Source organism: Streptomyces sp. NPDC093252, from assembly GCF_040683675.1.
Taxonomy (GTDB): Bacteria; Actinomycetota; Actinomycetes; order Streptomycetales; family Streptomycetaceae; genus Streptomyces.
Genome location: NZ_JBFBEM010000017.1, coordinates 1 through 26,595 on the forward strand (window position 1 = coordinate 1; position 26,595 = coordinate 26,595).

23 protein-coding genes are annotated in these 26,595 nt (G+C 72.4%); 8 read left to right on the forward strand and 15 right to left on the reverse strand.

Annotated features, from left to right (window positions below):
- Positions 1–243: 243 nt before the first annotated feature.
- From AB0O01_RS30525 to AB0O01_RS30550, 6 genes are all read left to right on the forward strand, one after another.
- Positions 244–1,650, forward strand: a complete 1,407-nt coding sequence (locus AB0O01_RS30525) for an NAD(P)/FAD-dependent oxidoreductase (protein ID WP_365318672.1) — start codon at positions 244–246, stop codon at positions 1,648–1,650.
- Positions 1,647–2,156, forward strand: a complete 510-nt coding sequence (locus AB0O01_RS30530) for an O-acetyl-ADP-ribose deacetylase (RefSeq protein WP_365318402.1) — start codon at positions 1,647–1,649, stop codon at positions 2,154–2,156. Before AB0O01_RS30525 ends, AB0O01_RS30530 begins: the two co-directional genes overlap by 4 nt.
- Before the next feature lie 28 nt (positions 2,157–2,184).
- The gene (gene lpdA, locus AB0O01_RS30535) at positions 2,185–3,600 is read left to right on the forward strand and encodes a dihydrolipoyl dehydrogenase (RefSeq protein ID WP_365318404.1); all 1,416 of its coding nucleotides are present in this window, start codon (positions 2,185–2,187) and stop codon (positions 3,598–3,600) included.
- Positions 3,601–3,749: 149 nt separating this feature from the next.
- The gene (locus AB0O01_RS30540; protein WP_365318406.1) at positions 3,750–4,361 is read left to right on the forward strand and encodes a hypothetical protein; all 612 of its coding nucleotides are present in this window, start codon (positions 3,750–3,752) and stop codon (positions 4,359–4,361) included.
- Between the two features lie 174 nt (positions 4,362–4,535).
- On the forward strand, positions 4,536–6,008 hold the full coding sequence (locus tag AB0O01_RS30545) for an AlkA N-terminal domain-containing protein (RefSeq protein ID WP_365318408.1): 1,473 nt from the start codon (positions 4,536–4,538) through the stop codon (positions 6,006–6,008).
- A gap of 73 nt (positions 6,009–6,081) precedes the next feature.
- Complete coding sequence (locus tag AB0O01_RS30550; protein WP_365318409.1) at positions 6,082–6,576, forward strand: methylated-DNA--[protein]-cysteine S-methyltransferase; 495 nt, start codon at positions 6,082–6,084, stop codon at positions 6,574–6,576.
- Here AB0O01_RS30550 and AB0O01_RS30555 read toward each other — a convergent pair.
- Together AB0O01_RS30555 and AB0O01_RS30560 are read right to left on the reverse strand one after the other, a co-directional pair.
- Positions 6,573–7,319 (reverse strand): Sir2 family NAD-dependent protein deacetylase, encoded by a 747-nt coding sequence (locus tag AB0O01_RS30555; RefSeq protein ID WP_365318411.1) that lies wholly within the window; start codon positions 7,317–7,319, stop codon positions 6,573–6,575. The genes AB0O01_RS30550 and AB0O01_RS30555 overlap by 4 nt on opposite strands.
- Before the next feature lie 110 nt (positions 7,320–7,429).
- Positions 7,430–7,972 carry an NUDIX hydrolase gene (locus AB0O01_RS30560; RefSeq protein WP_365318412.1) on the reverse strand — a complete coding sequence of 181 codons (543 nt, stop codon included), beginning with the start codon at positions 7,970–7,972 and terminating at the stop codon, positions 7,430–7,432.
- A gap of 104 nt (positions 7,973–8,076) precedes the next feature.
- Between AB0O01_RS30560 and AB0O01_RS30565 the strand changes: the two genes are divergently transcribed.
- Positions 8,077–9,231: a glycerate kinase gene (locus AB0O01_RS30565; RefSeq protein WP_365318414.1), complete on the forward strand. Its 1,155-nt coding sequence runs from the start codon at positions 8,077–8,079 to the stop codon at positions 9,229–9,231.
- A gap of 34 nt (positions 9,232–9,265) precedes the next feature.
- Here AB0O01_RS30565 and AB0O01_RS30570 read toward each other — a convergent pair whose 3' ends face one another.
- From AB0O01_RS30570 to AB0O01_RS30630, 13 genes are all read right to left on the reverse strand, one after another.
- Complete coding sequence (locus AB0O01_RS30570; protein WP_365318416.1) at positions 9,266–10,132, reverse strand: oxidoreductase; 867 nt, start codon at positions 10,130–10,132, stop codon at positions 9,266–9,268.
- Positions 10,133–10,576: 444 nt separating this feature from the next.
- Positions 10,577–11,431 (reverse strand): CDP-diacylglycerol--serine O-phosphatidyltransferase, encoded by an 855-nt coding sequence (pssA, locus tag AB0O01_RS30575; protein ID WP_365318418.1) that lies wholly within the window; start codon positions 11,429–11,431, stop codon positions 10,577–10,579.
- Positions 11,418–12,074 (reverse strand): phosphatidylserine decarboxylase, encoded by a 657-nt coding sequence (locus AB0O01_RS30580; protein ID WP_365318420.1) that lies wholly within the window; start codon positions 12,072–12,074, stop codon positions 11,418–11,420. Before AB0O01_RS30580 ends, pssA begins: the two co-directional genes overlap by 14 nt.
- A 168-nt stretch (positions 12,075–12,242) precedes the next feature.
- Positions 12,243–13,448 carry an acyl-CoA dehydrogenase family protein gene (locus AB0O01_RS30585; protein ID WP_365318422.1) on the reverse strand — a complete coding sequence of 402 codons (1,206 nt, stop codon included), beginning with the start codon at positions 13,446–13,448 and terminating at the stop codon, positions 12,243–12,245.
- Positions 13,445–13,957 carry a MaoC family dehydratase gene (locus AB0O01_RS30590; RefSeq protein ID WP_365318423.1) on the reverse strand — a complete coding sequence of 171 codons (513 nt, stop codon included), beginning with the start codon at positions 13,955–13,957 and terminating at the stop codon, positions 13,445–13,447. Before AB0O01_RS30590 ends, AB0O01_RS30585 begins: the two co-directional genes overlap by 4 nt.
- 5 nt (positions 13,958–13,962) lie before the next feature.
- Positions 13,963–14,928 (reverse strand): CoA ester lyase, encoded by a 966-nt coding sequence (locus AB0O01_RS30595; protein ID WP_365318425.1) that lies wholly within the window; start codon positions 14,926–14,928, stop codon positions 13,963–13,965.
- On the reverse strand, positions 14,925–16,997 hold the full coding sequence (locus tag AB0O01_RS30600) for a protein meaA (RefSeq protein ID WP_365318427.1): 2,073 nt from the start codon (positions 16,995–16,997) through the stop codon (positions 14,925–14,927). The genes AB0O01_RS30595 and AB0O01_RS30600 overlap by 4 nt, the downstream gene beginning before the upstream one ends.
- A gap of 10 nt (positions 16,998–17,007) precedes the next feature.
- Positions 17,008–18,345, reverse strand: coding sequence for a crotonyl-CoA carboxylase/reductase (ccrA, locus tag AB0O01_RS30605; protein ID WP_365318674.1), 1,338 nt, complete (start codon positions 18,343–18,345; stop codon positions 17,008–17,010).
- Positions 18,346–18,706: 361 nt separating this feature from the next.
- Positions 18,707–19,519 (reverse strand): TetR family transcriptional regulator, encoded by an 813-nt coding sequence (locus AB0O01_RS30610; RefSeq protein WP_365318429.1) that lies wholly within the window; start codon positions 19,517–19,519, stop codon positions 18,707–18,709.
- A 302-nt stretch (positions 19,520–19,821) separates the two neighbouring features.
- Positions 19,822–21,663 (reverse strand): 3-hydroxybutyryl-CoA dehydrogenase, encoded by a 1,842-nt coding sequence (locus AB0O01_RS30615; protein WP_365318431.1) that lies wholly within the window; start codon positions 21,661–21,663, stop codon positions 19,822–19,824.
- A 392-nt stretch (positions 21,664–22,055) separates the two neighbouring features.
- The gene (locus AB0O01_RS30620; RefSeq protein WP_365318433.1) at positions 22,056–22,709 is read right to left on the reverse strand and encodes a response regulator transcription factor; all 654 of its coding nucleotides are present in this window, start codon (positions 22,707–22,709) and stop codon (positions 22,056–22,058) included.
- Entirely contained in the window at positions 22,706–24,268 is a 1,563-nt protein-coding gene (locus tag AB0O01_RS30625) for a histidine kinase (RefSeq protein WP_365318434.1), read from the reverse strand. Before AB0O01_RS30625 ends, AB0O01_RS30620 begins: the two co-directional genes overlap by 4 nt.
- A 148-nt stretch (positions 24,269–24,416) precedes the next feature.
- Positions 24,417–25,550 (reverse strand): ABC transporter substrate-binding protein, encoded by a 1,134-nt coding sequence (locus AB0O01_RS30630; protein WP_365318436.1) that lies wholly within the window; start codon positions 25,548–25,550, stop codon positions 24,417–24,419.
- A gap of 316 nt (positions 25,551–25,866) precedes the next feature.
- Between AB0O01_RS30630 and AB0O01_RS30635 the strand changes: the two genes are divergently transcribed.
- Positions 25,867–26,448, forward strand: a complete 582-nt coding sequence (locus AB0O01_RS30635; protein ID WP_365318675.1) for an adenylosuccinate lyase — start codon at positions 25,867–25,869, stop codon at positions 26,446–26,448.
- Positions 26,449–26,595 lie beyond the last annotated feature (147 nt).

Sequence of the window (26,595 nt, forward strand, 5' to 3'; positions counted from 1 at the left end):
GCCCCCGCGCGTCACCGCCCCCGCGCGTCACCGCCCCCGCGCGTCACCGCCCCCGGCCCCCCCACGCCCCCCCCGCCCGGCACCCCGCACCCCGCCCTCCCCCGCCTGGGCACCCCTCCCCCCACCCGTCACCCCAGCGGAGCGCCCCCGCCCCGTCACCCCAGCGAAGCACCCCCCACGCCCCCCGACATATCCTGATCCCGAGTAACCATCGGCCGGTGAAGGAGTCCGAAGGTGCCGTCAATGCTCGACGCGGTCGTGGTGGGAGCGGGGCCGAACGGGCTGACCGCTGCCGTGGAGCTGGCCCGGCGCGGTTTCTCCGTGGCCGTCTTCGAGGCCCGGGACACCGTGGGCGGCGGCGCCCGCACCGAGGAGCTGACCCTCCCCGGATTCCGCCACGACCCCTGCTCCGCCGCCCACCCGCTCGGGGTCAACTCCCCGGCGTTCCGCGCCCTCCCCCTGGAGCGGCACGGACTGACCTGGCTGCACCCCGAGCTGCCGATGGCCCACCCCTTCACCGACGGCAGCGCCGCCGTGCTGGCCCGCTCGGTCGCCGAGACCGCCGCCTCCTTCGGCCCGCGCGACGCGGGGGCGTACCGCAGACTGATCGCCCCGTTCCTCACCAAGTGGGACACCCTCGCCCAGGACTTCATGTCCCTGCCGTCCACCGCGCTGCCCCGCGACCCCCTCACCCTCGCCCGCTTCGGCCTCGCCGGACTCCCCCCGTCCACCTGGCTGACCCGCCGCTTCCACGACGAGCGGGCCAAGACCCTCTTCGCCGGACTCGTCGCCCACGTCATGGCCCCGCTGAGCGGCTTCGCCACCGGAGCCGTCGGCCTGGTCTTCGCCCTCGCCGCGCACGCCCGGGGCTGGCCGGTGGCCCGGGGCGGCTCGCAGGCCATCTCCGACGCCCTCACCTCGTACCTCACCGAGTGCGGCGGCACCGTGCACACCGGTTTCGAGGTGAAGCGGCTCGACGATCTGCCGCCCGCCCGCGCCTATGTCTTCGACACCTCACCCACCGCGCTGGCCCGGATCGCCGGCTTCGGCTCCTTCTACGACGGCTACCGCTACGGCCCGGGAGTCTTCAAGGTCGACTACGCGCTGGACGGCCCGGTGCCCTGGACCGCCCCCGAGGCCAGGATCGCCGGCACCGTGCAGATCGGCGCGGACCCCGCCGAGATCGGCACCGCGCTGCGGGCCGTGTCCCGCGAGGGCCGCGCACCCGAGCGCCCCTTCCTGATCACCGTCCAGCCCGGCGTGGTCGACCCCACCCGCGCCCCCGAGGGCAAGCAGGTCTTCTGGGCGTACGGCCATGTGCCGAACGGCTACACCGGTGACCTCACCGACGCCATCGAGCGCCAGTTGGAGCGGTTCGCCCCCGGCTTCCGCGACCGGATCCTCGCCCGAGCCACGGCCGGACCGCCCGAACTGGCCGCCGCCAACGCCAACTACGTCGGCGGTGACATCGCCTCCGGCGCCACCTCGGGCCTTCAGCTCATGCTCCGCCCGAGACTCACCCTCGCCCCCTACCGGACCCCCCACCCCGCCGTCTTCATCTGCTCGTCGGCCACCCCGCCCGGCCCCGGCGTCCACGGCATGTCCGGACACAACGCGGCGAAGGCCGTATGGAGGAGACTGCGGGCATGACCACGCTGACCCTCGTCGAGGGCGACATCACCGACCAGTCCGTCGACGCCCTCGTGAACGCCGCCAACTCCTCCCTCCTCGGCGGCGGAGGCGTGGACGGCGCCATCCACCGCCGGGGCGGACCGGAGATCCTCGCCGCATGCCGCGCCCTGCGCGCCTCCCGGTACGGCAAGGGCCTGCCCACCGGCCGGGCCGTCGCCACCACCGCCGGACTGCTGGACGCCCACTGGGTGATCCACACCGTCGGCCCCGTCCACAGCACCACCGAGGACCGCTCCGCGCTGCTCGCCTCCTGCTACCGCACCTCCCTGCTGGTCGCCGACGAGCTGGGCGCCCGGACGATCGCCTTCCCCGCGATCTCCACCGGCATCTACGGCTGGCCGCTGGACGACGGCGCCCGGATCGCGGTGGAGACGGTCCGCGCGACCGCCACCGCCGCGACCGAGGTCAGATTCGTGGTCTTCGACGACCGCGCCCACGAGGCGTTCGCGGCCCACCTCGGCTGAACCAGGCCCCACCCGGAAAGGCACCCCCATGGACGAGCAGGACACCGACCGCTTCGACGTCGTGGTACTCGGGGCCGGCCCCGGCGGCTATGTCGCCGCCGTCCGCGCCGCCCAGCTCGGCAAGCGCGTCGCCGTGATCGAGGAGAAGTACTGGGGCGGCGTCTGTCTGAACGTCGGCTGCATCCCCACCAAGGCCCTGCTGCGCAACGCCGAGCTGGCCCATGTCTTCACCCATGAGCGCAAGACCTTCGGCATCAAGGTCGACGGCACGGTCACCTTCGACTACGGCGAGGCGTTCCGCCGCAGCCGCAAGGTCGCCGACGGCCGCGTCAAGGGCGTCCATTACCTGATGAAGAAGAACAGGATCACCGAGTTCGACGGCCGAGGCACCTTCCTCGACCCGCACACCCTCCAGGTCACCGACTACGAGGGCACCACCCGCACCCTCACCTTCGAGCACTGTGTCATCGCCACCGGCGCCAGCCCCCGCCTCCTCCCCGGCACCCGCCGCACCGCCCGCGTGGTCACCTTCGAGGAGCAGATCCTCGCCGAGGAACTGCCCGGATCGGTGATCATCGCGGGCGCCGGGGCGATCGGCGTCGAGTTCGCCTACGTCCTGCACAACTACGGCGTGCAGGTGACCATCGTCGAGTTCCTGGACCGGATGGCCCCCCTGGAGGACGCCGAGGTCTCCACCGAGCTGGCCCGCCAGTACCGCAGGCTCGGCATCGACGTCCTCACCTCCACCCGGGTCGACGCGATCGACGAGTCCGGCCCCCAGGTCCGGGTCACCGTCACCGCCAAGGACGGCTCCCAGCAGATCCTGGAGGCCGACAAGGTGCTCCAGGCGATCGGCTTCCAGCCCAATGTGGAGGGCTACGGCCTGGAGAACACCGGCGTCCGGCTCACCGAGCGCGGCGCGATCGACGTCGACGGCCGCTGCCGCACCTCCGTCCCGCATCTGTACGCCATCGGCGATGTCACCGCGAAACTGATGCTCGCCCACGCCGCCGAGTCGATGGGCGTCATCGCCGCCGAGACCCTCGCGGACGCGGAGACCATGGAGCTGGACTACGCGATGATCCCGCGCGCCACGTTCTGCCAGCCCCAGATCGCCAGCTTCGGCTACACCGAGGCCCAGGCCCGCGACCTGGGCCACGACGTCAAGGTGGCCAAGTTCCCCTTCACCGCCAACGGCAAGGCGCACGGCCTCGGCGACACCACCGGCTTCGTCAAGCTGATCAGCGACGCCAGGTACGGCGAGCTGATCGGCGGCCACCTCATCGGCCCCGATGTCACCGAGCTGCTGCCCGAACTCACCCTCGCCCAGCAGTGGGACCTCACCGTCCACGAGGCCGCCCGCAATGTCCACGCCCACCCGACCCTGAGCGAGGCGGTCAAGGAGGCACTGCACGGACTGGCGGGCCACATGATCAACATGTGAACCCCCAGCCCCCGGCCCCCGGGTGCCCCGGCTCCCGGCGCCCCCGCCTCCCCGGCCCCGCGCCCGCCCCGGCCCCGTCCACCCACCCCCATTCACCCATTCGGCCCACACCGCTCGCCACCCCCGCAGCTCCGGGGTCTCCTGGCCCCATGAGCCAGAACGCAGCGCAACCGGATGGAGAGCAGCCGCAGGGCGGCCACGGCACACCGGGACCCTCGGACCCACAGGGCAGCGGCGGATACACGACCCCGGGCACCCCGGGGTCGCGGGGAACAGCGGGATCGCCCGGCCCCCAGGACAGCGAGGTCGGCGACGCCTGGAGCGCCCGTCCGCCCCGCCCCCCGCACACCGGCAACGACGCCTGGGTCACCGGCGGAGTCACCTTCGCCGGTGTCCTGCTGCTGGTCAGTGGTGTGCTCGCGATCCTCCAGGGCATCTCGGCGATCGCCAAGGACGACGTCTACACCCGCGTCGGCACCTATGTCTACGAGATCAATCTGACCGGCTGGGGCTGGATCCACCTGGTCCTCGGCGTCCTGGTCGCGCTCACCGGCTGGGGTGTCCTCTCGGGCGCCGCCTGGGGCCGGATCGCCGGTATCGTGCTGGCCTCGCTCAGCCTGATCTTCCAGTTCCTGTTCCTGCCGTACGCGCCCGTCTGGTCCGTCGTCGTGATGGCCATCGACGTGTTCGTGATCTGGGCACTGGCCAGCCGCCAGGAGACGGCCCACCGCGGAGCCCACTCCCGCACCGCGCCCCGCTGACCTGGCCCCACCACCCACCGCCCCACCACCCACCGCCCCACCATCCGCCGCCCCACCATCCGCCGCCCCACCGGCCGGTGCACCCGGACGGGCACAGCACAGCCGAGGTAGATGTCGGATTCTCGCCAGCCGGGCACCGTCGCGGTGCCCGATGCTGGACGTATGCACAAGGGGATGCACACCGACACCGAACGCTGTGTCCGCGCCGTCCGGTCCAATGACGCCCGTTTCGACGGCTGGTTCTACACGGCGGTCCTGACCACCGGTATCTACTGCCGGCCGAGCTGCCCGGTGGTGCCGCCGAAGCCCGAGAACATGGTCTTCCTGCCGAGTGCCGCCGCGTGCCAGCAGGCCGGCTACCGGGCCTGCAAGCGCTGCCGCCCCGACACCAGCCCCGGCTCCCCCCAGTGGAACCAGCGCGCCGACCTCACCGCCCGCGCCATGCGGCTGATCGCCGACGGAGTGGTGGACCGCGAGGGCGTCCCCGGTCTCGCCGCCCGCCTCGGCTACAGCACCCGCCAGATCGAGCGCCAGCTCCGTGCCGAACTCGGCGCCGGACCCCTCGCCCTCGCCCGCGCCCAGCGCGCCGAGACCGCCCGGCTCCTCATCGAGACCACGGACCTGCCGATGGCCGAGCTGGCCTTCGCCGCCGGTTTCGCCTCGATCCGCACCTTCAACGACACCGTCCGCGAGGTCTTCGCCCTGGCCCCCGGCGAGCTGCGCGCCCGCCGCCCCCGGGGGCAGCGCCCCCAGGCCGCCACCGGTGCCCTGACCCTGCGGCTGCCGTTCCGCACCCCCCTCAACCCCGACAACCTCTTCGGCCACCTCGCCGCCACCGCCGTCCCCGGGGTCGAGGAGTGGCGGGACGGCGCCTACCGCCGCACGCTGCGCCTGCCCCTCGGCCACGGAATCGTCGCCCTGACCCCCACCCCCGACCACATCATCTGCCGGCTCACCCTCTCCGACCTGCGGGATCTGCCGGTCGCCATCGCCCGCTGCCGCCGCCTCCTGGACCTGGACGCCGACCCGGTCGCCGTCGACGACGCACTGCGCGCCGATCCGCTGCTGGCGCCCCTGGTCGACAAGGCGCCGGGGCGCCGGGTGCCGCGCACGGTCGACGAGGCCGAGTTCGCGGTCCGGGCGGTGCTGGGACAGCAGGTCTCCACGGCCGCCGCCCGCACCCACGCGGCCCGCCTGGTCACCGCCCACGGCGACCCGGTGACCGACCCCGAGGGCGGCCTCACCCACCTCTTCCCCACGACCGAGCGGCTCGCGTCCGTCGACCCCGCCACCCTCGCCATGCCCCGCACCCGCCGGGCGACCTTCACCACCCTGGTCTCCCACCTCGCCGACGGCACCCTCCATCTCGGGGTGGAGAGCGACTGGCCCGAAACCCGCGCACAACTCCTCGCCCTGCCCGGCTTCGGCCCCTGGACCGCCGATGTCATCGCCCTGCGCGCCCTCGGCGACCCCGACGCCTTCCTCCCCACCGACCTCGGCATCCGCCGCGCCGCGCAGGGCCTCGGCCTGCCCTCCACCCCGGCCGCCCTCACGGCCCGCGCCGCCGCCTGGCGCCCCTGGCGGGCCTACGCGGTCCAGTACCTGTGGGCGACCGACGACCACCCCATCAACGTTCTGCCGACATAAGCCCGTACCCCGGCCCTCACCCCCCACCCCCTACGATCCCCCCAGCGACCCACACCCAAGGACGAAGACCCCCATGCACACCCGCACCCACACCGTCATCGACAGCCCCTACGACCCCCTCACCCTGGTCGCCGAGGACGGCGTCCTGTGCGGTGTCTACATGACCGAGCAGCGCCACCGCCCCCCGGAGGAGAGCTTCGGCGACCGCGCCGACGCCGCCCCCGCGTTCGCGGCGGCCGAGGAACAACTGGAGGCGTACTTCTCCGGCGACCTCAAGGACTTCGACCTCGAAATGCACCTCATCGGGACCGACTTCCAGCGCACCGTCTGGGACCAGCTCTGCCGCATCCCGTTCGGCGAGACCCGCTCCTACGGCGATCTCGCCGACGCCCTCGGCAACCCGAAGGCGTCCCGCGCGGTGGGCCTCGCCAATGGCAAGAACCCCATCAGCATCATCGTCCCCTGCCACCGAGTGATCGGCGCCGCGGGCAGCCTCACCGGCTACGGCGGCGGCCTCGACCGCAAGCGCCGCCTCCTGGACTTCGAACGCGGCACGGCCCTCTTCTAGGGCGAGACCCCTTGGACCCCGCCCCCGATCTCCTTCAGCAGCCGCGGCAACGCCGTCCCGATCGGGTCCCGTACGACCTCGTCGGCCAGTTCGTCGTACGGGGTCGGCTCGGCGTTGACGATGACGAGACGGGCCCCGTGGTCGGCGGCGACCCCCGCGAGCCCGGCGGCCGGCTGGACCTGGAGGGTGCTGCCGACGGCGAAGAACACCTGGCACGCCTTGGCGATGGCGACCGCCTGACCCAGCACGCCCGGATCGAGCTTCTCCCCGAACATCACCGTCGCCGACTTCAGGACGGACCCGCACTCCAGACAGGGCGGGTCCTCCTCCCCGGCCGCCACCCGGGCGAGGGCGTCCTCCATCGGCCCGCGCGCCCCGCACCCGGTGCACACCACGCTCCGCGCGCTGCCGTGCAGTTCCAGCACCTTGCGGGCGGGCATCCCGGCCAACTGGTGCAGCCCGTCGACGTTCTGCGTGATCACCCGGACCGGCACCCCGGACCGCTCCAGCTCCGCCACCGCCCGGTGGGCGGCGTTCGGCTCGGCCCGGAGGGTGCGGTTCTCGCGCCGCATCCGCCAGGACCGCCGCCGGATCTCCGGATCCCCCATGTAGTACGCGTACGTCACGAGCTTCTCGGCCTCGGGATCCCGCCGCCACAGCCCGGCCGGGCCGCGGTAGTCGGGGATACCGGAGTCGGTGCTGATACCGGCGCCGCTGAGCAGGGCGACAAGAGGCTTGGCCATGCCGCCGAGGGTAGGGCGGGAGGCCGGAGCGGGGCGAACGGATATCCGCACCGCCGGGGCGCCGCGCCGACCGGGCCGCCGGCGGAAGGCTGAGCCCCCCGTCCGTCCCCTCAGGCCACCCGCTCGCCGTTCTCCAGCTCCGCCGTGCCCGAGCCGTCCGCGAGGACATCCAGCGCGGCCCGCACCCGGGGACCGAGGGCGCCCGGCAGATAGGGGTCCAGCTCCTCGCGGGGCACCAGCCGCCAGGACAGCAGCTCCTCCTCCTGGAGCCGGATCGCCTTGAGATCCGCGTCGCCGAGCACCCCACCGTCGTAGAGGTATGCCACCAGGGGCGGCCAGCCCGCCCGGTACACCCAGTCGACGGCGAGCAGCCGCCCCAGCGTGCGGTCCAGGCCGATCTCCTCCGCGGTCTCCCGCCGGGCGCCCTGGCGCGGGGTCTCCCCGCCGTCCGACTCGATGGTGCCGCCGGGCAGGGTCCAGCCGTCCCGGTAGTTCGGCTCGACCAGCAGCACCCGGCCCTCCGCGTCCCGGAAGAGCGCGGCGGCACCGGCGAGGACACGGGGCAGTCCGGCGATGTACGTGGCGAAATCAGAACTGTCAGAAGTGGTCACCCTGGCAAGGGTAGCCAGCCCCGCGGGCACCTCCCGGGGCATGACGGCGGGGGCGCCCTCCGGTTAAGGTCGCATCGGCGCGACTGCCTTGGAGCTCGATCCTGGAACTCGATGCGCTCAAGGCCCGAGGAGCGAGGGGATGGCAAGTGGCAGACGCTGCTGACGTGCGCGGTACCCGGCGGGTACTGGTGGCCGCCGACAAGTTCAAGGGCTCACTGACGGCGGTCGAGGTCGCCGAACGGGTGGCGGCCGGACTGCGCCGGACCGTGCCGGACCTCACCGTGGAGTGCCTCCCGGTCGCCGACGGCGGTGACGGCACGGTGGCCGCGGCCGTCGCGGCCGGATTCACCCGCCACGAGGTACGGGTCACCGGACCGCTCGGCGACCCGGTGACGGCGGCGTTCGCCCTCCGCGACGGCACCGCCGTGGTCGAGATGGCCGAGGCCAGCGGCCTCCAGCGACTCCCCGAGGGCGTCTTCGCCCCCCTGAGCGCCACCACCCACGGCTCCGGCGAGCTGCTGCTGGCCGCCCTGGACGCGGGCGCCCGGACCATCGTCTTCGGCGTCGGCGGCAGCGCCACCACGGACGGCGGCGCGGGCATGCTGACGGCCCTCGGCGCCCGCTTCCTGGACGCCGACGGCACCCCGGTGCCCCCGGGCGGCGGCGGCCTCACCGCCCTCGCCACGGCCGACCTGACCACCCTGGACCCCCGCCTCGCCACCACCGACCTCGTCCTCGCCAGCGATGTGGACAACCCCCTGACCGGCCCCACGGGCGCCCCGGCGGTGTACGGCCCGCAGAAGGGCGCCACACCGGACGACGTGGCCGCCCTGGACGCGGCCCTCGCTCACTACGCCAAGGTCCTGGAGGGGACGGCGGGCCCGAGGGCGGCCCAGTGCGCGGCGGCACCCGGCGCGGGCGCGGCGGGCGGCATCGGCTACGGCGCCCTGATCGTCGGCGCCCGGTTCCGCCCCGGCATCGAGGTGATGCTCGACGTCCTCGGCTTCGCCCCGGCCCTGGCCCGCGCCGATCTGGTCATCACCGGCGAGGGCTCCCTCGACGCACAGACCCTGCACGGCAAGGCCCCGGCGGGCGTCGCCGCGGCGGCCCGCGCGGCGGGCAAGGACGTCATCGCGGTCTGCGGCCGTCTGGCCCTCCCGCCCGAGTCCCTGACCCGCGCGGGCATCCTCCGCGCCTACCCCCTCACGGACGAGGAACCCGACATCACGAGGTGCATCACCCACGCGGGCCCCCTCCTGGAACAGGTCGCCCAGCACATCGCCCACAACCACCTGACCTGACCTGACCTGACCTGACGGCACCGGCGCCCCACCCTCAGCCCCCCACCCCGTCCAGCTCCGCCACCACCCCCTCCGGCAGCACAAGGTCCGCCGCCGCGAGGTTCTCCCGCAGATGGGCCAGGGACGACGTCCCGGGGATCACGGAGATCGTGGGGGAGCGGTGCAGCAGCCAGGCCAGGGCGACCTGCTGCGGCGAGGCCCCCAGCTCGGCGGAGACCCTGGTCAGACGGTCCGACTGGATCGGGTTGAAGCCGCCCAGCGGGAAGTACGGCACGAAGACGATGCCCTCCGCCGCGCAGCGGTCGACCAGGGCGTCGTCCCGGCGCTGGGCCAGGTTGTAGCGGTTCTGGACGGTGACGACCGGTGCGATGCCCTGCGCCTCGCTGAGCTGCGCGTCCGTGACGTTGCTCAGGCCCAGGTGCCGGACGAGGCCCTGGGCGCGCAGCTCGGCGAGGGCGGCGAAGGGCTCGGCGAGGGAGGTGTCGTCGGGGTCGTCCACGCCGCCGAGCCGCAGATTCACCACGTCCAGGGTGTCCACGCCCAGGTGGGTGAGATTGTCGTGGACCTGGCCGACCAGGTCGGCGGGTTCGTGGGACATGTCCCAGCGGCCGTCGGCCCCGCGCCGGGCGCCGACCTTGGTGACGACGGTCAGCTCGGCGGGGTAGGGGTGCAGGGCCTCCCGGATGAGTTCGTTGACCACGACCGGCCCGTAGAAGTCGGCGGTGTCCACATGGGTGACTCCCGCCTCGACCGCCGCCCGCAGCACGGCGAGGGCCTCCGCCCGGTCCGCGGGCGGCCCGAACACATTCGGCCCCGCAAGCTGCATGGCCCCATACCCCACCCGCGAAAGCACCGGCCCCCCGACAACCGCCACAGTCCCGCCCAGAGCAACGACACCCATAAAACCCCTCTCAAACCCCCACCCCTCCACCCTGCACCCTCCACCTCACCCCCGCACCTTCCCCCACCCCTTTCAGGGGCGCGGGGAACTGCGCATTCCCCCCACCGCCCCGCACTCTCCCACCCCACCCAGCCCACCACCTCCCCAGGGGCGCGGGGAACTGCGCGCTCAACCCCCACCGCCCCGCACTCTCCCACCCCACCCAGCCCCCTACCTCCCCAGGGGCGCGGGGAACTGCGCGCTCAACCCCCACTCACCCGCACTCTCCCACCCCGCCCAGCCCCCACCCCCCAGGGGCGCGGGGAACTGCGCACTCACCCCCCACCAACCCGCACCCGCACCCGCACCCACACACAAGAAGGGCCCCGGACCGACATCCGGCCCAGAGCCCTTCCTCACACCAACCCAAACCAACCCAGCCCAGCGGAGCAGCACGCACTCTCACTACGGCAAATGCGCGGCGCGCGACTCCCGCCGGTTGTCCCGGAAATTGTTCACCCGGCGAGCCGTGGCGAACAGCGGGATCACCGCACCCATCACGAGCTGAAGCGCACACCCGGTCTGGAGCAGAAGCTGCCCGCTCGGCGCGTCGAACGCCCACGCCGCGAGCAGCCCCATGCTGACCACGATCCAGGAGAGCATCGCGACGGCGAGCCGCCCCCGGGGCTTGGGGTACTCGACCCGGCTCACCATCAGCCACGCCGTGCCGATGATCGCCAGCAGCGTCGCCACGAAGGGCAGCTCCAGCAGCACGATGGAGACGACCGTGAGCGCCCCGAAGGGGCTCGGCATGCCCTGGAACATCCCATTGGGCGGTGTCACACACGAGAACCGGGCGAGTCTGAGCACCACGGCCAGCAGCACCACGATCGCACCGACCGCGGCCACTCTCTGGTGCGCGTCGTCCGCGACCATGCCGTAGACCAGGACGAAGTACGCCGGAGCCAGTCCGAAGCTGATCAGGTCGGAGAGGTTGTCCAGCTCGGCGCCCATGGGGGAGGAGCGCAGCTTGCGCGCGACCAGCCCGTCGAACAGGTCGAAGACCGCCGCGCAGAGCATCAGGATGACCGCCGTGGCCGCGCTGTGGCGGGCCATGCCGGTCTCCTGGCTCCCGGTGAGGTGCGGGATCAGGATGCCCGTGGTGGTGAAGTACACCGCCATGAAGCCACAGGTGGCGTTGCCGAGGGTGAGGGTGTCCGCTATCGACAACCGGAGGGAGAGGGGCATCTCCTCCTCGTCGTCCGGCTCCTCGGCCTCGGGCACCCAGCCGGCCTGGGTCTCCGGGTCAATCACGGTCAATGCGAGTCACCCCAGCCACGGTCTTCTGACCGACCTCGACCGCGACCTCCACGCCCTCCGGCAGATAGAGGTCGACGCGTGAGCCGAAGCGGATCAGGCCGATGCGCTCACCCTGCTCGACCTTGGTGCCCTCGGGCACGTACGGCACGATCCGGCGGGCGACGGCACCGGCGATCTGGATCATCTCGATGTCGCCCAGCTCGGTGTCGAAGTGCCACACCACCCGCTCGTTGTTCTCGCTCTCCTTGTTGAAGGCGGGAACGAAACCACCGGGGACGTGCTCGACCGAGGTCACCGTGCCGGACAGCGGGGCGCGGTTGACATGGACATTGAGCGGGCTCATGAAGATCGCGACCCGGGTCCGGCCGTCCTTCCACGGCATGATGCTCTGCACCACTCCGTCGGCGGGGGAGATGACCGTGCCGGTGGCGATCTCACGCTCGGGGTCGCGGAAGAACCACAGCATGCCCGCCGCGAGGGCGGTGGCGGGGACGGCGACGGCCCTGGCGGCACCCGAGCGGCGGGCGCGCAGCAGGCTGACGGCTGCGGTGGCGACGGTCGGGAGAAGCCACGGCGAGGCTCCGCGTGCGAGGCGTACGCCGGCCAGGCTGTCTCGGTGTGCAGAGGTTTGGCTGTGGGGCATGGATGACCTTCGTAGCGGATGATGCCGCGCTGGACAGGGGACGGCGGCTTTCCGGCGATCGTAGCGGTTCATGGCCACAACTGGGTAAGCCAGGAAGCCGAGTCGACGGCCGGACACCGCCTACGGGGTGTGATCTTCTTCTCGAACAAAACACCCCGTCTCCGGCATTCAGCCCTGGAACCGATACTCTTCGAGCAGCCTGCGCCCGATGATCATTTTCTGGATCTCGGCGGTGCCCTCCCCGATGAGCAGCATCGGTGCCTCCCGGTAGAGGCGCTCGATCTCGTACTCCTTGGAGAAGCCGTACCCGCCGTGGATCCGGAAGGCGTCCTCCACGACCTCTTTGCAGTACTCGGAGGCGAGGTACTTCGCCATCCCCGCTTCAAGGTCGTTTCGTTCGCCGGAATCCTTTTTGCGTGCCGCATTCACCATCATCGCATGGGCCGCCTCCACCTTGGTGGCCATCTCGGCCAGCTTGAACTGGATGGCCTGGTGCTGGGCGATCGGCCGGCCGAAGGTGTGGCGCTGCTGGGCGTACCCCACGCCCAGCTCGAAGGCACGCTGCGCCACCCCGCAGCCACGGGCCGCGACATTGACCCGGCCCACCTCCACCCCGTCCATCATTTGGTAAAAACCCCGGCCGGTGGTGCCGCCCAGCACCCGATCGGCCGGAACCCGCAGCCCGTCCATGATCAGCTCGGTGGTGTCGACGCCCTTGTAGCCCATCTTCTCGATCTTGCCGGGGACGGTCAGCCCCGGCCTGACCTCGCCGAAGCCGGGCTCCTTCTCCACCAGGAACGTCGTCATGGACCGGTGCGCGGCGGTGCCCTCCGGATGCCCCTCGTCGGTCCGCACCAGCACCGCCACCAGCGACGACGTCCCGCCGTTGGTGAGCCACATCTTCTGGCCGGTCAGGACGTACCCGTCCCCGTCGCGGACCGCCTTCGAGGTGATCGCGGAGACATCCGAGCCGAGCCCCGGCTCCGACATCGAGAACGCGCCCCGGATGTCACCGGCCGCCATCCGGGGCAGGAAGTACGCCTTCTGCTCCTCGGTGCCGTGCTGCTTGAGCATGTACGCCACGATGAAGTGGGTGTTGATGATGCCGGACACCGACATCCACCCCCGGGCGATCTCCTCCACGCACAGCGCGTACGTCAGCAGGGACTCGCCCAGACCGCCGTACTCCTCCGGGATCATCAGCCCGAACAGGCCCAGTTCCCTGAGGCCGTCCACGATGGCCTGCGGGTACTCGTCCCGGTGCTCCAGTTCGGTGGCGACCGGGAGGATCTCCTTGTCGACGAAGTCACGGACGGTGGCGAGGATCTCGCGCTGGACCTCGGTCAGTCCGGCGGTCTGGGCGAGACGGCTCATTTCTCCTGCTCCCGCGGCTCCGGGCGGCCGGGCTGCTCTCCGCCGCGCTCCTCGATGTACGTCCCGGTGGGGACCAGCACCTTGCGGCGGAAGACACAGACGACCGTGCCGTCCTGCTTGTAGCCCCTGGTCTCGACCTGCACGATCCCGCGGTCGTGCTTCGACTTCGACGGCCACTTGTCCAGGACGGTCGTCTCGCCGTACAGGGTGTCGCCGTGGAAGGTCGGGGCCACGTGCCGCAGTGACTCGATCTCCAGATTGGCGATGGCCTTGCCGGAGACATCGGGCACGCTCATGCCCAGCAGCAGGGAGTAGATGTAGTTGCCCACCACCACGTTCCGGCCGAAGTCGGTGGTCCGCTCGGCGTAGTGGGCGTCGAGGTGGAGGGGGTGGTGGTTCATGGTGAGGAGACAGAAGAGGTGGTCGTCGTACTCGGTGACCGTCTTGCCGGGCCAGTGCTTGTAGACCGCGCCGACCTCGAACTCCTCGTAGGTGCGTCCGAACTGCATCGCGCTCAGTCCTCCGGGATCTCGAAGGAGGAGGTGCGGGCCATCCCGGCCGCCCGGCCCTTGCCCGCGACGACCAGGGCCATCTTGCGGCTGGCCTCGTCGATCATCTCGTCGCCCAGCATCGCCGAGCCCTTCTTCCCGCCCGCCTCGGAGGTGCAGAAGTCGTAGGCGTCGAGGATCAGCTCGGCGTGGTCGTAGTCCTCCTGGGACGGGGAGAAGATCTCGTTGGACGCCTCGACCTGGCCCGGGTGCAGCACCCACTTGCCGTCGAAGCCCAGCGCCGCCGCCCGTCGGGCCACCTCGCGGTAGCCGTCGACATTGCGGATCTGGAGATAGGGGCCGTCGATCGCCTGGAGGTCGTTGGCGCGGGCCGCCATCAAGATCTTCATGAGGATGTAGTGGTAGGCGTCCGCCGGGTAGCCGGGCGGCTGCTCGCCGACCACCAGCGACTTCATGTTGATGGACGCCATGAAGTCGGCCGGGCCGAAGATGATGGTCTCCAGGCGGGGGCTCGCCTCGGCGATCTCATTCACGTTGTTGAGGCCCCGGGCGTTCTCGATCTGCGCCTCGATGCCGATCCGCCCGACCTCGAAGCCCATCGTCTTCTCGATCTGGGTCAGCAGGAGGTCCAGGGCGACGACCTGCCGCGCGTCCTGCACCTTCGGCAGCATCAGGCAGTCGAGGTTCGGCCCGGCGCCCTCCACCACGGTCACGACATCGCGGTACGTCCACTCCGTCGTCCAGTCGTTGACCCGGACCACGCGCGTCTTGCCGGTCCAGTCGCCCTCGTTGAGGAACTTGACGATGGTGTGCCGCGCCTCCGGCTTGGCGAGCGGGGCGCAGGCGTCCTCCAGGTCCAGGAACACCTGGTCCGCGGGCAGGCCCTGGGCCTTCTCCAGGAAGCGGGGGTTGCTGCCCGGCACGGCCAGGCAGGAGCGCCGCGGACGCAGACGGTTCACGGGCGGTGTCATGCGGGGACCTCCAGGGGGTCGAGCTGGTTCGCGGTGCGGATCTCGTCGACGATACGGCCGATGATCGCGGTGATGTCGAAGTCCTTCGGGGTGAAGACGGCGGCCACTCCGGCGGCCCTGAGCTGCTCGGCGTCGGCGTTCGGGATGATCCCGCCGGCGATCACCGGGATGTCCGCGGCGCCCGCCGCCCGCAGCCGCTCCAGCACATCCGGCACGAGCCGGGCGTGCGAGCCGGACAGGATGGACAGGCCGACCGCGTGGACGTCCTCGGCGAGCGCGGCGTCCACGATCTGCTCCGGGGTGAGCCGGATGCCCTGGTACACCACCTCGAAACCGGCGTCCCGGGCGCGCACCGCGATCTGCTCGGCGCCGTTGGAGTGCCCGTCCAGGCCCGGCTTGCCGACCAGGAACCGCAGCTTGCCCACCCCCAGCTCCCGGGCCGTCAGCTCCGCCCCGCGGCGCACCCCGGCCAGCGCGCCGCCCGGCTCGACGGGCACGGCGATCGGCGCCGAGGACACCCCGGTCGGGGCGCGGAACTCGCCGAACACCTCGCGCAGCGCGCCCGCCCACTCGCCGGTCGTCACCCCCGCCCGGACGCACTCCAGGGTCGCCTCCATCAGGTTCTCCTCGCCGGCCGCGGCCTCCTTGAGCCGCTCCAGGGCCTGTCCGACGGTCGGGAAGTGGAACGGATCGCCCAGGCCCTGCCGGTCCGAGGACTCCTGCCGGGTGGTGCGCCACTCCTCGATGGCCCGCACCGCCCGCTCCTCCACCTCCGGGTCCACGGTCATGATCGCGGTGTCCAGATCGGCGGTCAGCGGGTTCGGCTCGGTCGTCTCGAAGATGTTGACCCCGACGATCTTCTCCGCGCCGGACTCGATCCGCCCCCGCCGCTCGGCGTGCGAGGCGACCAGCCGCGCCTTGAGATACCCCGACTCGACGGCCGCCATCGCGCCGCCCATCTCCTCGATCCGGTCGATCTCCGCCAGGGACTCCTTCACCAGCGAGGTGACCTTCTCCTCGACGACATACGATCCGGCGAAGAGGTCCTCGTACTCCAGCAGATCGCTCTCATGGGCCAGCACCTGCTGGATGCGCAGGCTCCACTGCTGGTCCCAGGGGCGGGGCAGCCCCAGCGCCTCGTTCCAGGCGGGCAACTGCACGGCTCGCGCCCGCGCGTCCTTGGACAGGGTGACGGCGAGCATCTCCAGCACGATCCGCTGGACGTTGTTCTCCGGCTGCGCCTCGGTCAGCCCCAGCGAGTTGACCTGGACGCCGTAGCGGAACCGGCGCTGCCGGGGGTCCTCGATGCCGTACCGCTCGGCGGTGATCTTGTCCCAGATGCGGGAGAAGGCCCGCATCTTGCACATCTCCTCGATGAACCGGACCCCCGCGTTCACGAAGAACGAGATCCGGCCCACCACCTCGCCCCGGCGGTCCTCGGCGATCTGCCCCGACGCGAACACCGCGTCCAGCACGGCGACCGCGGTCGACATCGCGTACGCGATCTCCTGGACCGGGGTGGCCCCCGCCTCCTGGAGGTGGTAGCTACAGATGTTGATGGGGTTCCACTTGGGGATGTTGTTGACGGTGTAGCAGATCATGTCCGTGGTCAGCCGCAGCGAGGGGCCGGGCGGGAACACATGGGTGCCCCGGGACAGGTACTCCTTGACGATGTCGTTCTGGGTGGTGCCGGTCAGGCTCGCGAGGTCGGCGCCCTGCTCCTCGGCGACCACCTGGTAGAGCGCCAGCAGCCACATGGCGGTGGCGTTGATGGTCATCGAGGTGTTCATCCGCTCCAGCGGGATGTCCCGGAACAGCCGCCGCATGTCCCCGAGGTGCGCGACCGGCACCCCGACCCGGCCGACCTCGCCCCGGGCCAGGACGTGGTCGCAGTCGTAGCCGGTCTGGGTCGGCAGGTCGAACGCCACCGACAGCCCGGTCTGCCCCTTGGCGAGATTGCGCCGGTACAGCTCGTTGGACGCCTCGGCGGTGGAGTGACCGGCGTAGGTGCGCATGAGCCACGGCCGGTCCTTCCCCGCGCGCTCGGCGGGCTCCTGACGGTCCGTCATCCGGCGGCCCTCAGACGTTCCGGAAGCGGTTGATGGCGTCGAGGTGCCGCGCCCGCTTCTCCGCGTCCCGCACCCCGAGCCCCTCCTCCGGCGCCAGGCACAGCACGCCCACCTTCCCCTGGTGCAGATTGCGATGGACGTCGTAGGCGGCCTGGCCGGTCTCCTCCAGGGCGTACACCTTGGAGAGGGTGGGGTGGATCTTGCCCTTGGCGACCAGGCGGTTGGCCTCCCACGCCTCGCGGTAGTTGGCGAAGTGCGAGCCGATGATCCGCTTCAGGGACATCCAGAGGTAGCGGTTGTCGTACTCGTGGGTGTAGCCGGAGGTGGAGGCGCAGGTGACGATGGTGCCGCCCTTGCGGGTCACGTACACCGAGGCGCCGAAGGTCTCCCGGCCCGGGTGCTCGAAGACGATGTCGACATCCTCGCCGCCGGTCAGTTCGCGGATGCGCTTGCCGAACCGCTTCCACTCGCGCGGGTCCTGCTCGTGCTCGTCCTTCCAGAACCGGAAGCCCTCGGCGGTGCGGTCGATGATCGCCTCGGCGCCCATCGCCCGGCAGATCGCCGCCTTCCGCTCGCTGGAGACGACACAGATCGGGTGGGCGCCCCCGGCCAGCGCGAACTGGGTGGCGTACGAGCCGAGGCCGCCGCTGGCGCCCCAGATCAGCACATTGTCGCCCTGCTTCATCCCGGCCCCGTTGCGGGAGACGAGCTGCCGGTAGGCGGTGGAGTTGACCAGGCCGGGGGCGGCGGCCTCCTCCCAGCTCAGATGGTCCGGCTTGGGCATGAGCTGGTTGGACTTGACGAGGGCGATCTCGGCGAGGCCGCCGAAGTTGGTCTCGAAGCCCCAGATCCGCTGCTCGGGGTCGAGCATGGTGTCGTTGTGCCCGTCGCTCGACTCCAGCTCCACGGAGAGGCAGTGGGCCACCACCTCGTCGCCGGGCCGCCAGGAGTTGACCCCGGGGCCGGTGCGCAGCACGACGCCCGCGAGGTCGGAGCCGATGATGTGGTACGGCAGGTCGTGGCGGCGGGTCAGCTCGCTGAGCCGGCCGTAGCGCTCCAGGAAGCCGAAGGTGGACAGCGGTTCGAAGATCGAGGTCCACACCGAGTTGTAGTTGACGGAGCTGGCCATGACCGCCACCAGGGCCTCGCCCGGCCCGAGTTCGGGCACCGGGACCTCGTCCAGGTGGATCGACTTGCGGGGGTCCTTGTCCCGGGTCTCCAGCCCCGCGAACAGCTCCGTCTCGTCCTTGTGCACGGTGATCGCGCGGTACGACTCGGGGAGCGGCAGTGCGGCGAAGTCGGCGGCGGTGGCGTCGGCCGACTGGATCGCGTCCAGGATGTCCTTCACGGTCACGGTGTTGCCTCCGGCGAATGGCGCCCTGAGGGAGGGGCGCTGAGGGGTGCGGCGGGGAAGCTGCTGAGCTGGTGGGAAGCGCTTTGTGGCGCGGGAGGGTGCCTGTGACGCAGGCGTCCGGCGGGACGAGCCGGGTGTGCTCGCCGGGACGGGCCGGACACCCTCAACGTATGACACCGCGTGTCAGGTGACAAGGCACTGAGTGCCAGAAAGTGTGCTCAGGTGAAATCTTTACCTGACAGATGAGCGATGATCGATCAGGTGGGGGTGCGGGGGAGTGGAAGCGGAAACGGCGGAGGGGGCCGCGGTCCGAAGACCGCGGCCCCCTCCAGGTGGACCGATGGGTGACGAAGACCTACGTGCGCTCCTTCAGCGCCTCCTCGATGGTCCGCATCACCTCGTCCAGCGGGGCGTCCGTGCGGGCCACCGTCACCAGGACCTCGCCCTGGGTGGAGGCGGTCGCGGCGGCCGGCTTGGCGGGGGTGGTGCGGCCCGCCATGATGCCGGAGCCGACGGTCTTGCGGACGATCGCGAAGGCATGGTCGAGCTGCGCCTCCACATCGCCCTGGCCCCCGGCCCGCAGCCAGCGCCGCAGCACATGGTTGTGCGCGGTGACCACGGCGGAGGCGGCCACCTCCGCGAGCAGCGGATCGTCGTTGGCGTCGTCGTCGTGGGCGTGCTCGTCGAAGTGGCCGAGCAGATAGCGGGTGAACAGCCGCTCGTAGCGGGCCACCGAGGCGATCTCGGCCTCGCGCAGCGTGGGTACCTCGCGGGTCAGCTTGTAGCGGGCGACCGAGATCTCCGGGCGGGCCGCGTACATCTTCATGACTTCCTTGATGCCGCGGCACACCGTGTCCAGCGGGTGCTCGTGCGCCGGGGCCGCGTTGAGGACGGCCTCGGCGCGGATCAGGGTGTCGTCGTGGTCGGGGAAGATCGCCTCTTCCTTGGAGCGGAAGTGGCGGAAGAAGGTGCGGCGGGCGACCCCGGCCTGGGCCGCGATCTCGTCGACGGTGGTGGCCTCGTACCCCTTGGTGGCGAACAGCTCCATGGCCGCCGCCGCCAGTTCCCGGCGCATTTTCAGCCGCTGGCTCGCGGCACGGCTGCCCGCGGCACTCTCCGGTGCGTCGGACGTGGCGGGTGTACGTGAGGACTTGGCGGGCTCGGGCATGACCCGAACGTACTGCATGTGCGCAGCTCGATGCGCGTGCCGGGGTGCCCCTGCGGGGGGAGGGGGGTGGGAAGGGGTGGGTGTGGGGTGGCCGGTGCCGGGTGGGTGCGGGTGGGTGGGGGTTGGGTGCGCGGTTCCCCGCGCCCCTGGGGGGTGGGGGTGGCCGGTACCGGGTTCGTGCGGGGCGATGGGGGTTGGGTGCGCGGTTCCCCGCGCCCCTGGGGGGGGTGTGGGGTGGCCGGTACTGGGTTCATGCGGGGCGGCGGGGGCCGGCATGCTCAGCGGCGCGGGTACCGGTGTCCTCAGTGGTGGGTGTGCTCGCGGAAGCCGCGGCCTGTCTTGCGGCCGAGGCAGCCCGCCGCCACCAGGTGCTCCAGCAGCGGTGCCGGGGCCAGACCCGGCTCCCGGAACTCCCGGTGCAGCACCCTCTCGATCGCCAGCGACACATCCAGCCCCACCACGTCCAGCAGCTCGAACGGGCCCATCGGATAGCCGCCGCCCAGCTTCATCGCCGCGTCGATGTCGTCCGGCGTCGCGTAGTGCTCCTGGACCATCTTGATCGCGTTGTTGAGATACGGGAACAGCAGCGCGTTCACAATGAAACCGGCCCGGTCGCCGCAGTCGACGGGATGCTTGCGCAGCGTCCCGCACACCTCCCGGACGGTCGCGTGGACCTCGTCGGCGGTGAGCACCGTACGGACCACCTCGACCAGTTTCATCGCCGGGGCCGGGTTGAAGAAGTGCATCCCGATCACGTCCTCGGGGCGGGACGTGGCGCGGGCGAGGGCGACGACCGGCAGCGAGGAGGTGGTGGTGGCCAGCACCGCGCCCGGCCTGCACACCTTGTCCAGCGTCCCGAACAACTGCCGCTTGACGTCCAGATCCTCGGCGACCGCCTCCACCGCGAGATCGACGTCCCCGAAGGCGTCCCAGGATCCGGCCGGGGTGATCCGGTCCAGGGTCTTCGCGGCGGCCTCCGCGGTCATCCGGCCCTTGTCGACCGACCGGGCCAGGGACGTCCCGATCCGGGCGCGCGCCGCCTCCGCCTTCCCGGCGCTGCGGGCGGCCAGCACCACGTCGTAGCCCGCCTTGGCGAACACCTCGGCGATCCCGGACGCCATGGTCCCCGACCCGGCGACGCCGACCGAGCGGACCTCCCGGCCGACCGTCCAGGGCCCGCCGGAGGCCGGGGACTGCGCGTCCGGGACGACGGTGGCGCTGCCCGGCGCCTCGTAGGTGTAGAAGCCGCGGCCCGCCTTGCGGCCGGTCAGGCCCGCCGCGCCGAGCTGCCCCAGGATCGGCGCGGGCGCGTGCAGCCGGTCGCGGGACTCGGCGTACATCGCCTCCAGAACGGTCCGGGCGGTGTCGACGCCGATCAGGTCCAGCAGCGCCAGCGGGCCCATCGGCAGCCCGCAGCCCAGCTTCATCGCCGCGTCGATGTCCTCGCGGGAGGCGTACTTGGCCTCGTACATCGCCGCGGCCTGGTTGAGATAGCCGAACAGCAGCCCGTCCGCGACGAACCCGGGACGGTCCCCGACCGCCACCGGCTCCTTGCCCAGCTCGACCGCGAGCCGGGTCACCGCGTCCACGGCGGCGGGCGCGGTCAGCACCGAGGAGACCACCTCGACCAGCTTCATCGCCTGCGCCGGGTTGAAGAAGTGCACGCCCAGCACCCGCTCGGGCCGCGCGGAACCGGCCGCCAGCCGGGTCACCGACAGCGCGTTGGTCCCGGTCGCCAGGATCGCGTCGGGCCGCACGATCCCGTCCAGCTCGGCGAAGATCCGCCGCTTGGTCTCGTACGACTCCGGTGCCACCTCGATCACCAGATCGGCGTCGGCCGCCGCCCGCAGATCGGTGCCGGTGCGCAGCCCGGCGAGGGCCTCGGCGCGCTGCTCCTCGGTGATCCGGCCACGGGCCACGGCACGGGCGGTGGACGCCTCCAGCGCGGCGCCGCAGCGGGCGGCCTGGGCCTCGCTGATGTCGATGCCGATCACCGTCCGCCCGGCACGGACGAGGACCTCGGCGATACCGGTGCCCATGGTGCCGAGACCGACGACGGCGACGGTGCGGAGGGTGGTGGCGGGGGTGCCGGGGGACCCGGGGGCGGCTGTGGGTGTGGTGGAGGGGGACAAGGGAGTGGCCATCGAGGACTCTCCAGAGGTGAAGGTGGGGTGACGACTGGGCACGCGCCGGGCGCCGGGGGCGCAAGGGGGCGCGGTGGTGCCGCACAGAGATGCGGCACGGGGATGCACTGAAGTGCGGGTGACGTGGGGATGCCGGGCTGCGAGCGCACACGCCCGGGTGCGTCACCGCCGGACACGGGCGACGCGTCCGGGGCGCGGTGAGGCCGACCGGCCCTGTCCCGTGGCCGGGTCGTCGAACCCCACGACGACTGCGTCACCAGGCCGTCGTGAGCGAAGCAGCGGGTGGTGACCCGCTCGTCTGAGATTAACCGGTGGGTAACGAGCGCGCCAGCCCCCGGAGATGTGGTCTGCGCCTCGCCACCGCCGGCCCGCTCAGGTCAGGTCGGGTGGGGTCAGGTCAGGTCGAGGATCCCCCGCCGTACCGCCTCCGACACCGCCGCCGGACGGTTGTCCACCCCGAGCTTGCGGTAGATGCGCACGAGGTGGGTCTTGACCGTGGCCTCGCTGAGGAACAGGGCCGTGGCGATGGCCCGGTTGCCGAGCCCCTCCGCCACCAGCCGGACGACCTCCGTCTCCCGCTCGCTCAACGACCGTGCCGGATCGGCCACATGACCCACCAGCTCGCCCACGATCTCCGGCGCCAGCCCCACCGAACCGGCCGCCGCCGCGCGCACCGCCCGGAACAGCTCCTCCGGCGCCCCCGCCTTCGGCACATACCCCCGGGCCCCCGCCTCCAGCGCGCGCACCACATCGGCGCGCCCGGTGTAGCCGGTCAGCATCACGACCGCCACCCCCGGCGCCTCGGCGGCCAGCCGCCGCACCGCCTCGGTCCCGTCCATCCCGGCCTCCGGCCCACCGAACCGCAGATCCATCAGGACGACATCCGGCCCGGTCCGCGCCGCGAGCGCCACCGCCTCCGCACCACTGCCCGCCTCCCCGGTCACGACGAGATCCGCCTCGCCCTCCAGCAGCGCGCGCAACCCGGCCCGGACCACGGCGTGGTCGTCCGCGATCAGCACCCGTACCGTCGTCGCCCCCGCCGTCATCCGACACCCGCCCCGGTGGCCGGTCCCCGGGCGGTGCGCGGCGGCGGTCCGGTGCCGTGGCCGGGTACGGCGAGCCAGGCGCGGACGGTCGTGCCCCGGCCCGGCGCGCTGGTGACGCGCAGTCCGCCGCCGAGTTCGCCCAGCCGGGCGCGGGCGGCCGGGAGCCCGAGTCCGCGTCCGGGACGCGCGGCGGGCCGGTCCGGGTCGAAACCGACACCGTCGTCCCGGACTTCGAGGACGACCCGGTCCGGTCCGTGGCGCAGGGTCACCGTCACCTCGACGGCGGCGGCGTGCTCGCGGATGTTCGCCAGGGTGCTGCGCGCCACGCGGAGGAGGGCGGTGGCGGCGTGGTGGTCGAGGGGCGGGGGCTCGGGCTCGCGCGGGGGTGCCGTGGCCCGGCGGGGCGGGTTTGTGTGGGGTGGGTCTATGTGGGGTGCGCCCGTGTGGGTTGGGTCGGTGTGGGGCGGGTGTGTGGGGGGTGGGTTCGCGGGGGGCGGGTCTACGTGGGTCGGGTCTATGTGGGTTGGGGCTACGTGGGTCGGGGCTACGTGGGCCGGGTCCATGTCTCTCGGGGCCGTCCCGGTCGCCGATCGGTAGCTCACCCGTGCCGCCGTGCCGTCCTCGGCCGACCGAGCGCACAGGGCGCGCAGGGCGTCGTCCAGTCCCCTCGCTTCCACCCCGGAGGCGGTGAGGTCGCGCAGGATGCGGCGGGTCTCGGCGAGGTTGGCGTCGAGGCCGTCGGCCACCGCCCGGACCCGGGTGCGTGCCACGTCCGGACGGGCGTCCCAGTCGCGCTCGGCGGCCTGGAGCAGCATCAGCCCGCCCGACAGATCCTGGGCCAGCGTGTCGTGCAGATCGCGGGCGATCCGGGCGCGTTCCGCCTCGACCCCGGCCCGCCGCTGCTGCCGGGCCAGGACGTCCCGGGTGGCCCGCAACTCGTCCAGCAGCCGCTGCCGCACCGCCGCGTCCCGCTGCTGCGCCCGGTACAGGGCGACCGTGCCCCACACCGCCGCCACCGGGAGGATCACCAGCTCCGGGACGGCCGGAGGGTCCGCGCGGACCAGCGCCGCCACCGTCACGGCCGTGACGCCGGCCACCGCCGCCGTCGCCCGGCGCGGGCCCAGCACCCGCAGCGCCGCGCAGGCCAGCGGAACCGCGCACCAGACATACGCGGGGGTCAGCACCGGCGGCGCCACGAACAGCAGCCCGCCCCACAGCACCACCAGCAGCGGCACCCACGCCGCCCGGCCCGCAGCACCCAGCCACCGGCCCAGCAGCGCCGGGCCGCCCGCGTACGCCAGGGCCAGCAGCGCGCTGAACGTGACGACCGGCAGGCACAGCGGGAGGGCGAACCGCGCCGCGCCCACCAGACCGGCGCCGACCACCAGGAAGAACAGCAGATGCGACAGATGGTCAAGGGAGAGCCGGAGCCGGGGGGTGATGCCGGGCGGGGTGACGGGACCGGGCCCGACCCGGCCGGACAGCGCACCGCGAGACGAGGCACCGCCGGACGTGGCACCACCGGACCGGATGTCGCCGGACCGGACGCCACCGGACACGGCACCACCGAACACGGCACTCCCCCTCGGCGCTCAGCGGAGCCTCTCGGCTTCGTCGCGGCGTCTTCTCGGCCCGCAGATCAGGGACCGAGGGTAGCCGCGCGCCCATATGACCGGCGTGAGGAGCGCACCCTCCGGCTGCGGAGTGTCAGGCGCCCGGACGCAGCCCCAGCCACCCCGGTGTCGGCTCGCCCACCACCTCACCGAAGTACAGGGCGAACGTCTGCTTCCACCGCTCCACCAGAGCCCGGTCGGCCATGAACTCCGGGAAGCCGTCCACATCGGCGGCCGGGTACTCCCACACATGCTTCAGTCCGGGCTGGGCCGGTACGTCCGTGCGCACGGTCCAGGGCATCACCCGCTGCCGTTCGGGCGACAGTTGCCAGTTGAGGTACAGCTTGGCGGCGGCCGGGTGCCGGGCCCGCTTGAGGATCGCGGCACGCTGGCCCCAGGCCATGAACGGGTGGCCGCCGTCCGGGATCGTCAGCCGCAGCGGCGTCGAAGCCGCGACCGGCGAACTCCCCACGCCCACCGCGATGTCCTTCTGGCCCGCGGCCGTCACGTCCAGCGGCAGGGCGCCCCGCAGGAACTGCACGTCCTGCGCCGCGAACCGCGCCGCCCAGTCCCAGCCGTAGCGCTCCACGTACCGCACGAACAGATACAGCGCCGCGTCGTCGTCGTGCGGATAGCGGGCCACCAGCCGCCCCTTCCACTTCGGGTCGAGCAGGTCGAGCGGCGTGCGCGGCGCGTCCGCCGCCCCTACCGCCGTGACATTCGGCACGAAGCTGAACGCGTTCGCGATCAGCGCGACCGACGACCCGTTCGACGCCTTGAAACCGCTGTGCACCTTGGAGAAACCGGCTGGCCGGTACCGCAGCAGATGGCCCTCCCGGTCCCAGCGCGGGAAGTCGTGCAGCGTCTGGAACTGCACCAGGTCGGGGACCAGGGTGCCGGTGGCCAACTGGTTGTCGACCCGGACGTCGTGGTACTTGCTGTAGTCCACGACCACGGTGAGATCGATCCCCGGGAAGCGGCTCAGGAAGGCGTTCTTGATGCCGTCGTGCATGGTCGCGTAGTCACCGCCGAAGTACGCGACGAACCTGCCGCCCTCCGCCAGCGCTGCCTCGTACAACTCGTCGAGCGACCGGGTCTCCTCGCCGCCTCCGGTACCGGAGGCCGTGGCGGCGGTCGCGGTGGGGGCGCCGAGTGCGCCGAGACCGAGGGCGGCGCCGACCCCGGCACCCGCGCCGAGGATCGTCCGTCGGCTGAAGTGGCTGGACATGCTGAGCACCTCTCTGCTGGCTGGCAGTTGGGGAGGGAAAGGGGCGCGCCGTTCGTCCCGTCGGTGACGATCCTGCCGCGCGGCCCGGGGCCACCGCGTCGGCCGTTCGGAGCCGGGGCCGGGCCCCTGGTGGAAGCGGGATTCAACCGAACGATGGACCGGCGCGGTCTTGCGCGCCGGTGGTCCCGTGTCCCCCCGTCGCGGCCGGAGTTGATGTCACAGCGCCGGGTATGTCACTGGTGTTCCCTACCGACCGGAGTGATGCGGGCTCATGGAAGAAGCGGAACAGTCGGAACCGTCGGCCCCCACGGAGGGCGTGGAACGGGAGGACCGGGCGGTCCTGGAGCGCCTGCGCCAGGAGTCCGGACGCTCGGCCCTCTACGAACGACTGGCCGCGAGCGGCGACCGCGATGAACTGGCGGCGGTGCTGACCGCGCCCACACAGCCGCTGTGGGCCCGGGAACTGGTCGCCTACCGGCTGGGCCTGGCCGGTGACCGGCGGGCCTTCGAGGCACTGGTGCTGCTGCTCAACCATCGCGACCCGGCCCGCTGCGCCTGTGCGGCCCAGGCCCTCGCCCGCCTCGGCGACCCCCGCACCGCCCGCGCCGCCGCCGCCCTCGCCACCAATGAACTGCGGGTCGCCTACGCCCTGCACCCGGTGCGGCTGCTCACCGAACTGCGCGCCCCCGAGTCCGTCCCCGCCCTGGTCACCACCCTTCAGCGGCGGCTCCGCCCGCACGACCCGTACCGCCGGGTGGCCCTGGCCTGCGTGGAGGGGCTGGCCACCCTGGGCGACCCGCGCGCCCGCCCCGTACTCCAGCAGGCCCTGGCCCACCCGCCCCTCGCGGAGGCGGCGATGGGGGCGCTGGCGAGGATCCCGGAGCAGAGGGGGAGGTAGCCGGAGCAGAGGGGGAGGCCGACCGGGCTCGGGGGTGCCCGCATGTGCCCGCATCCCGGCACCCCCGAGCCCGGTCGGCCCCGATGCCCCGAGGTCACCTCAGCCCCCGCTCACGAGGTCACCTCAGCCCCGCCCCCGAGGTCACCT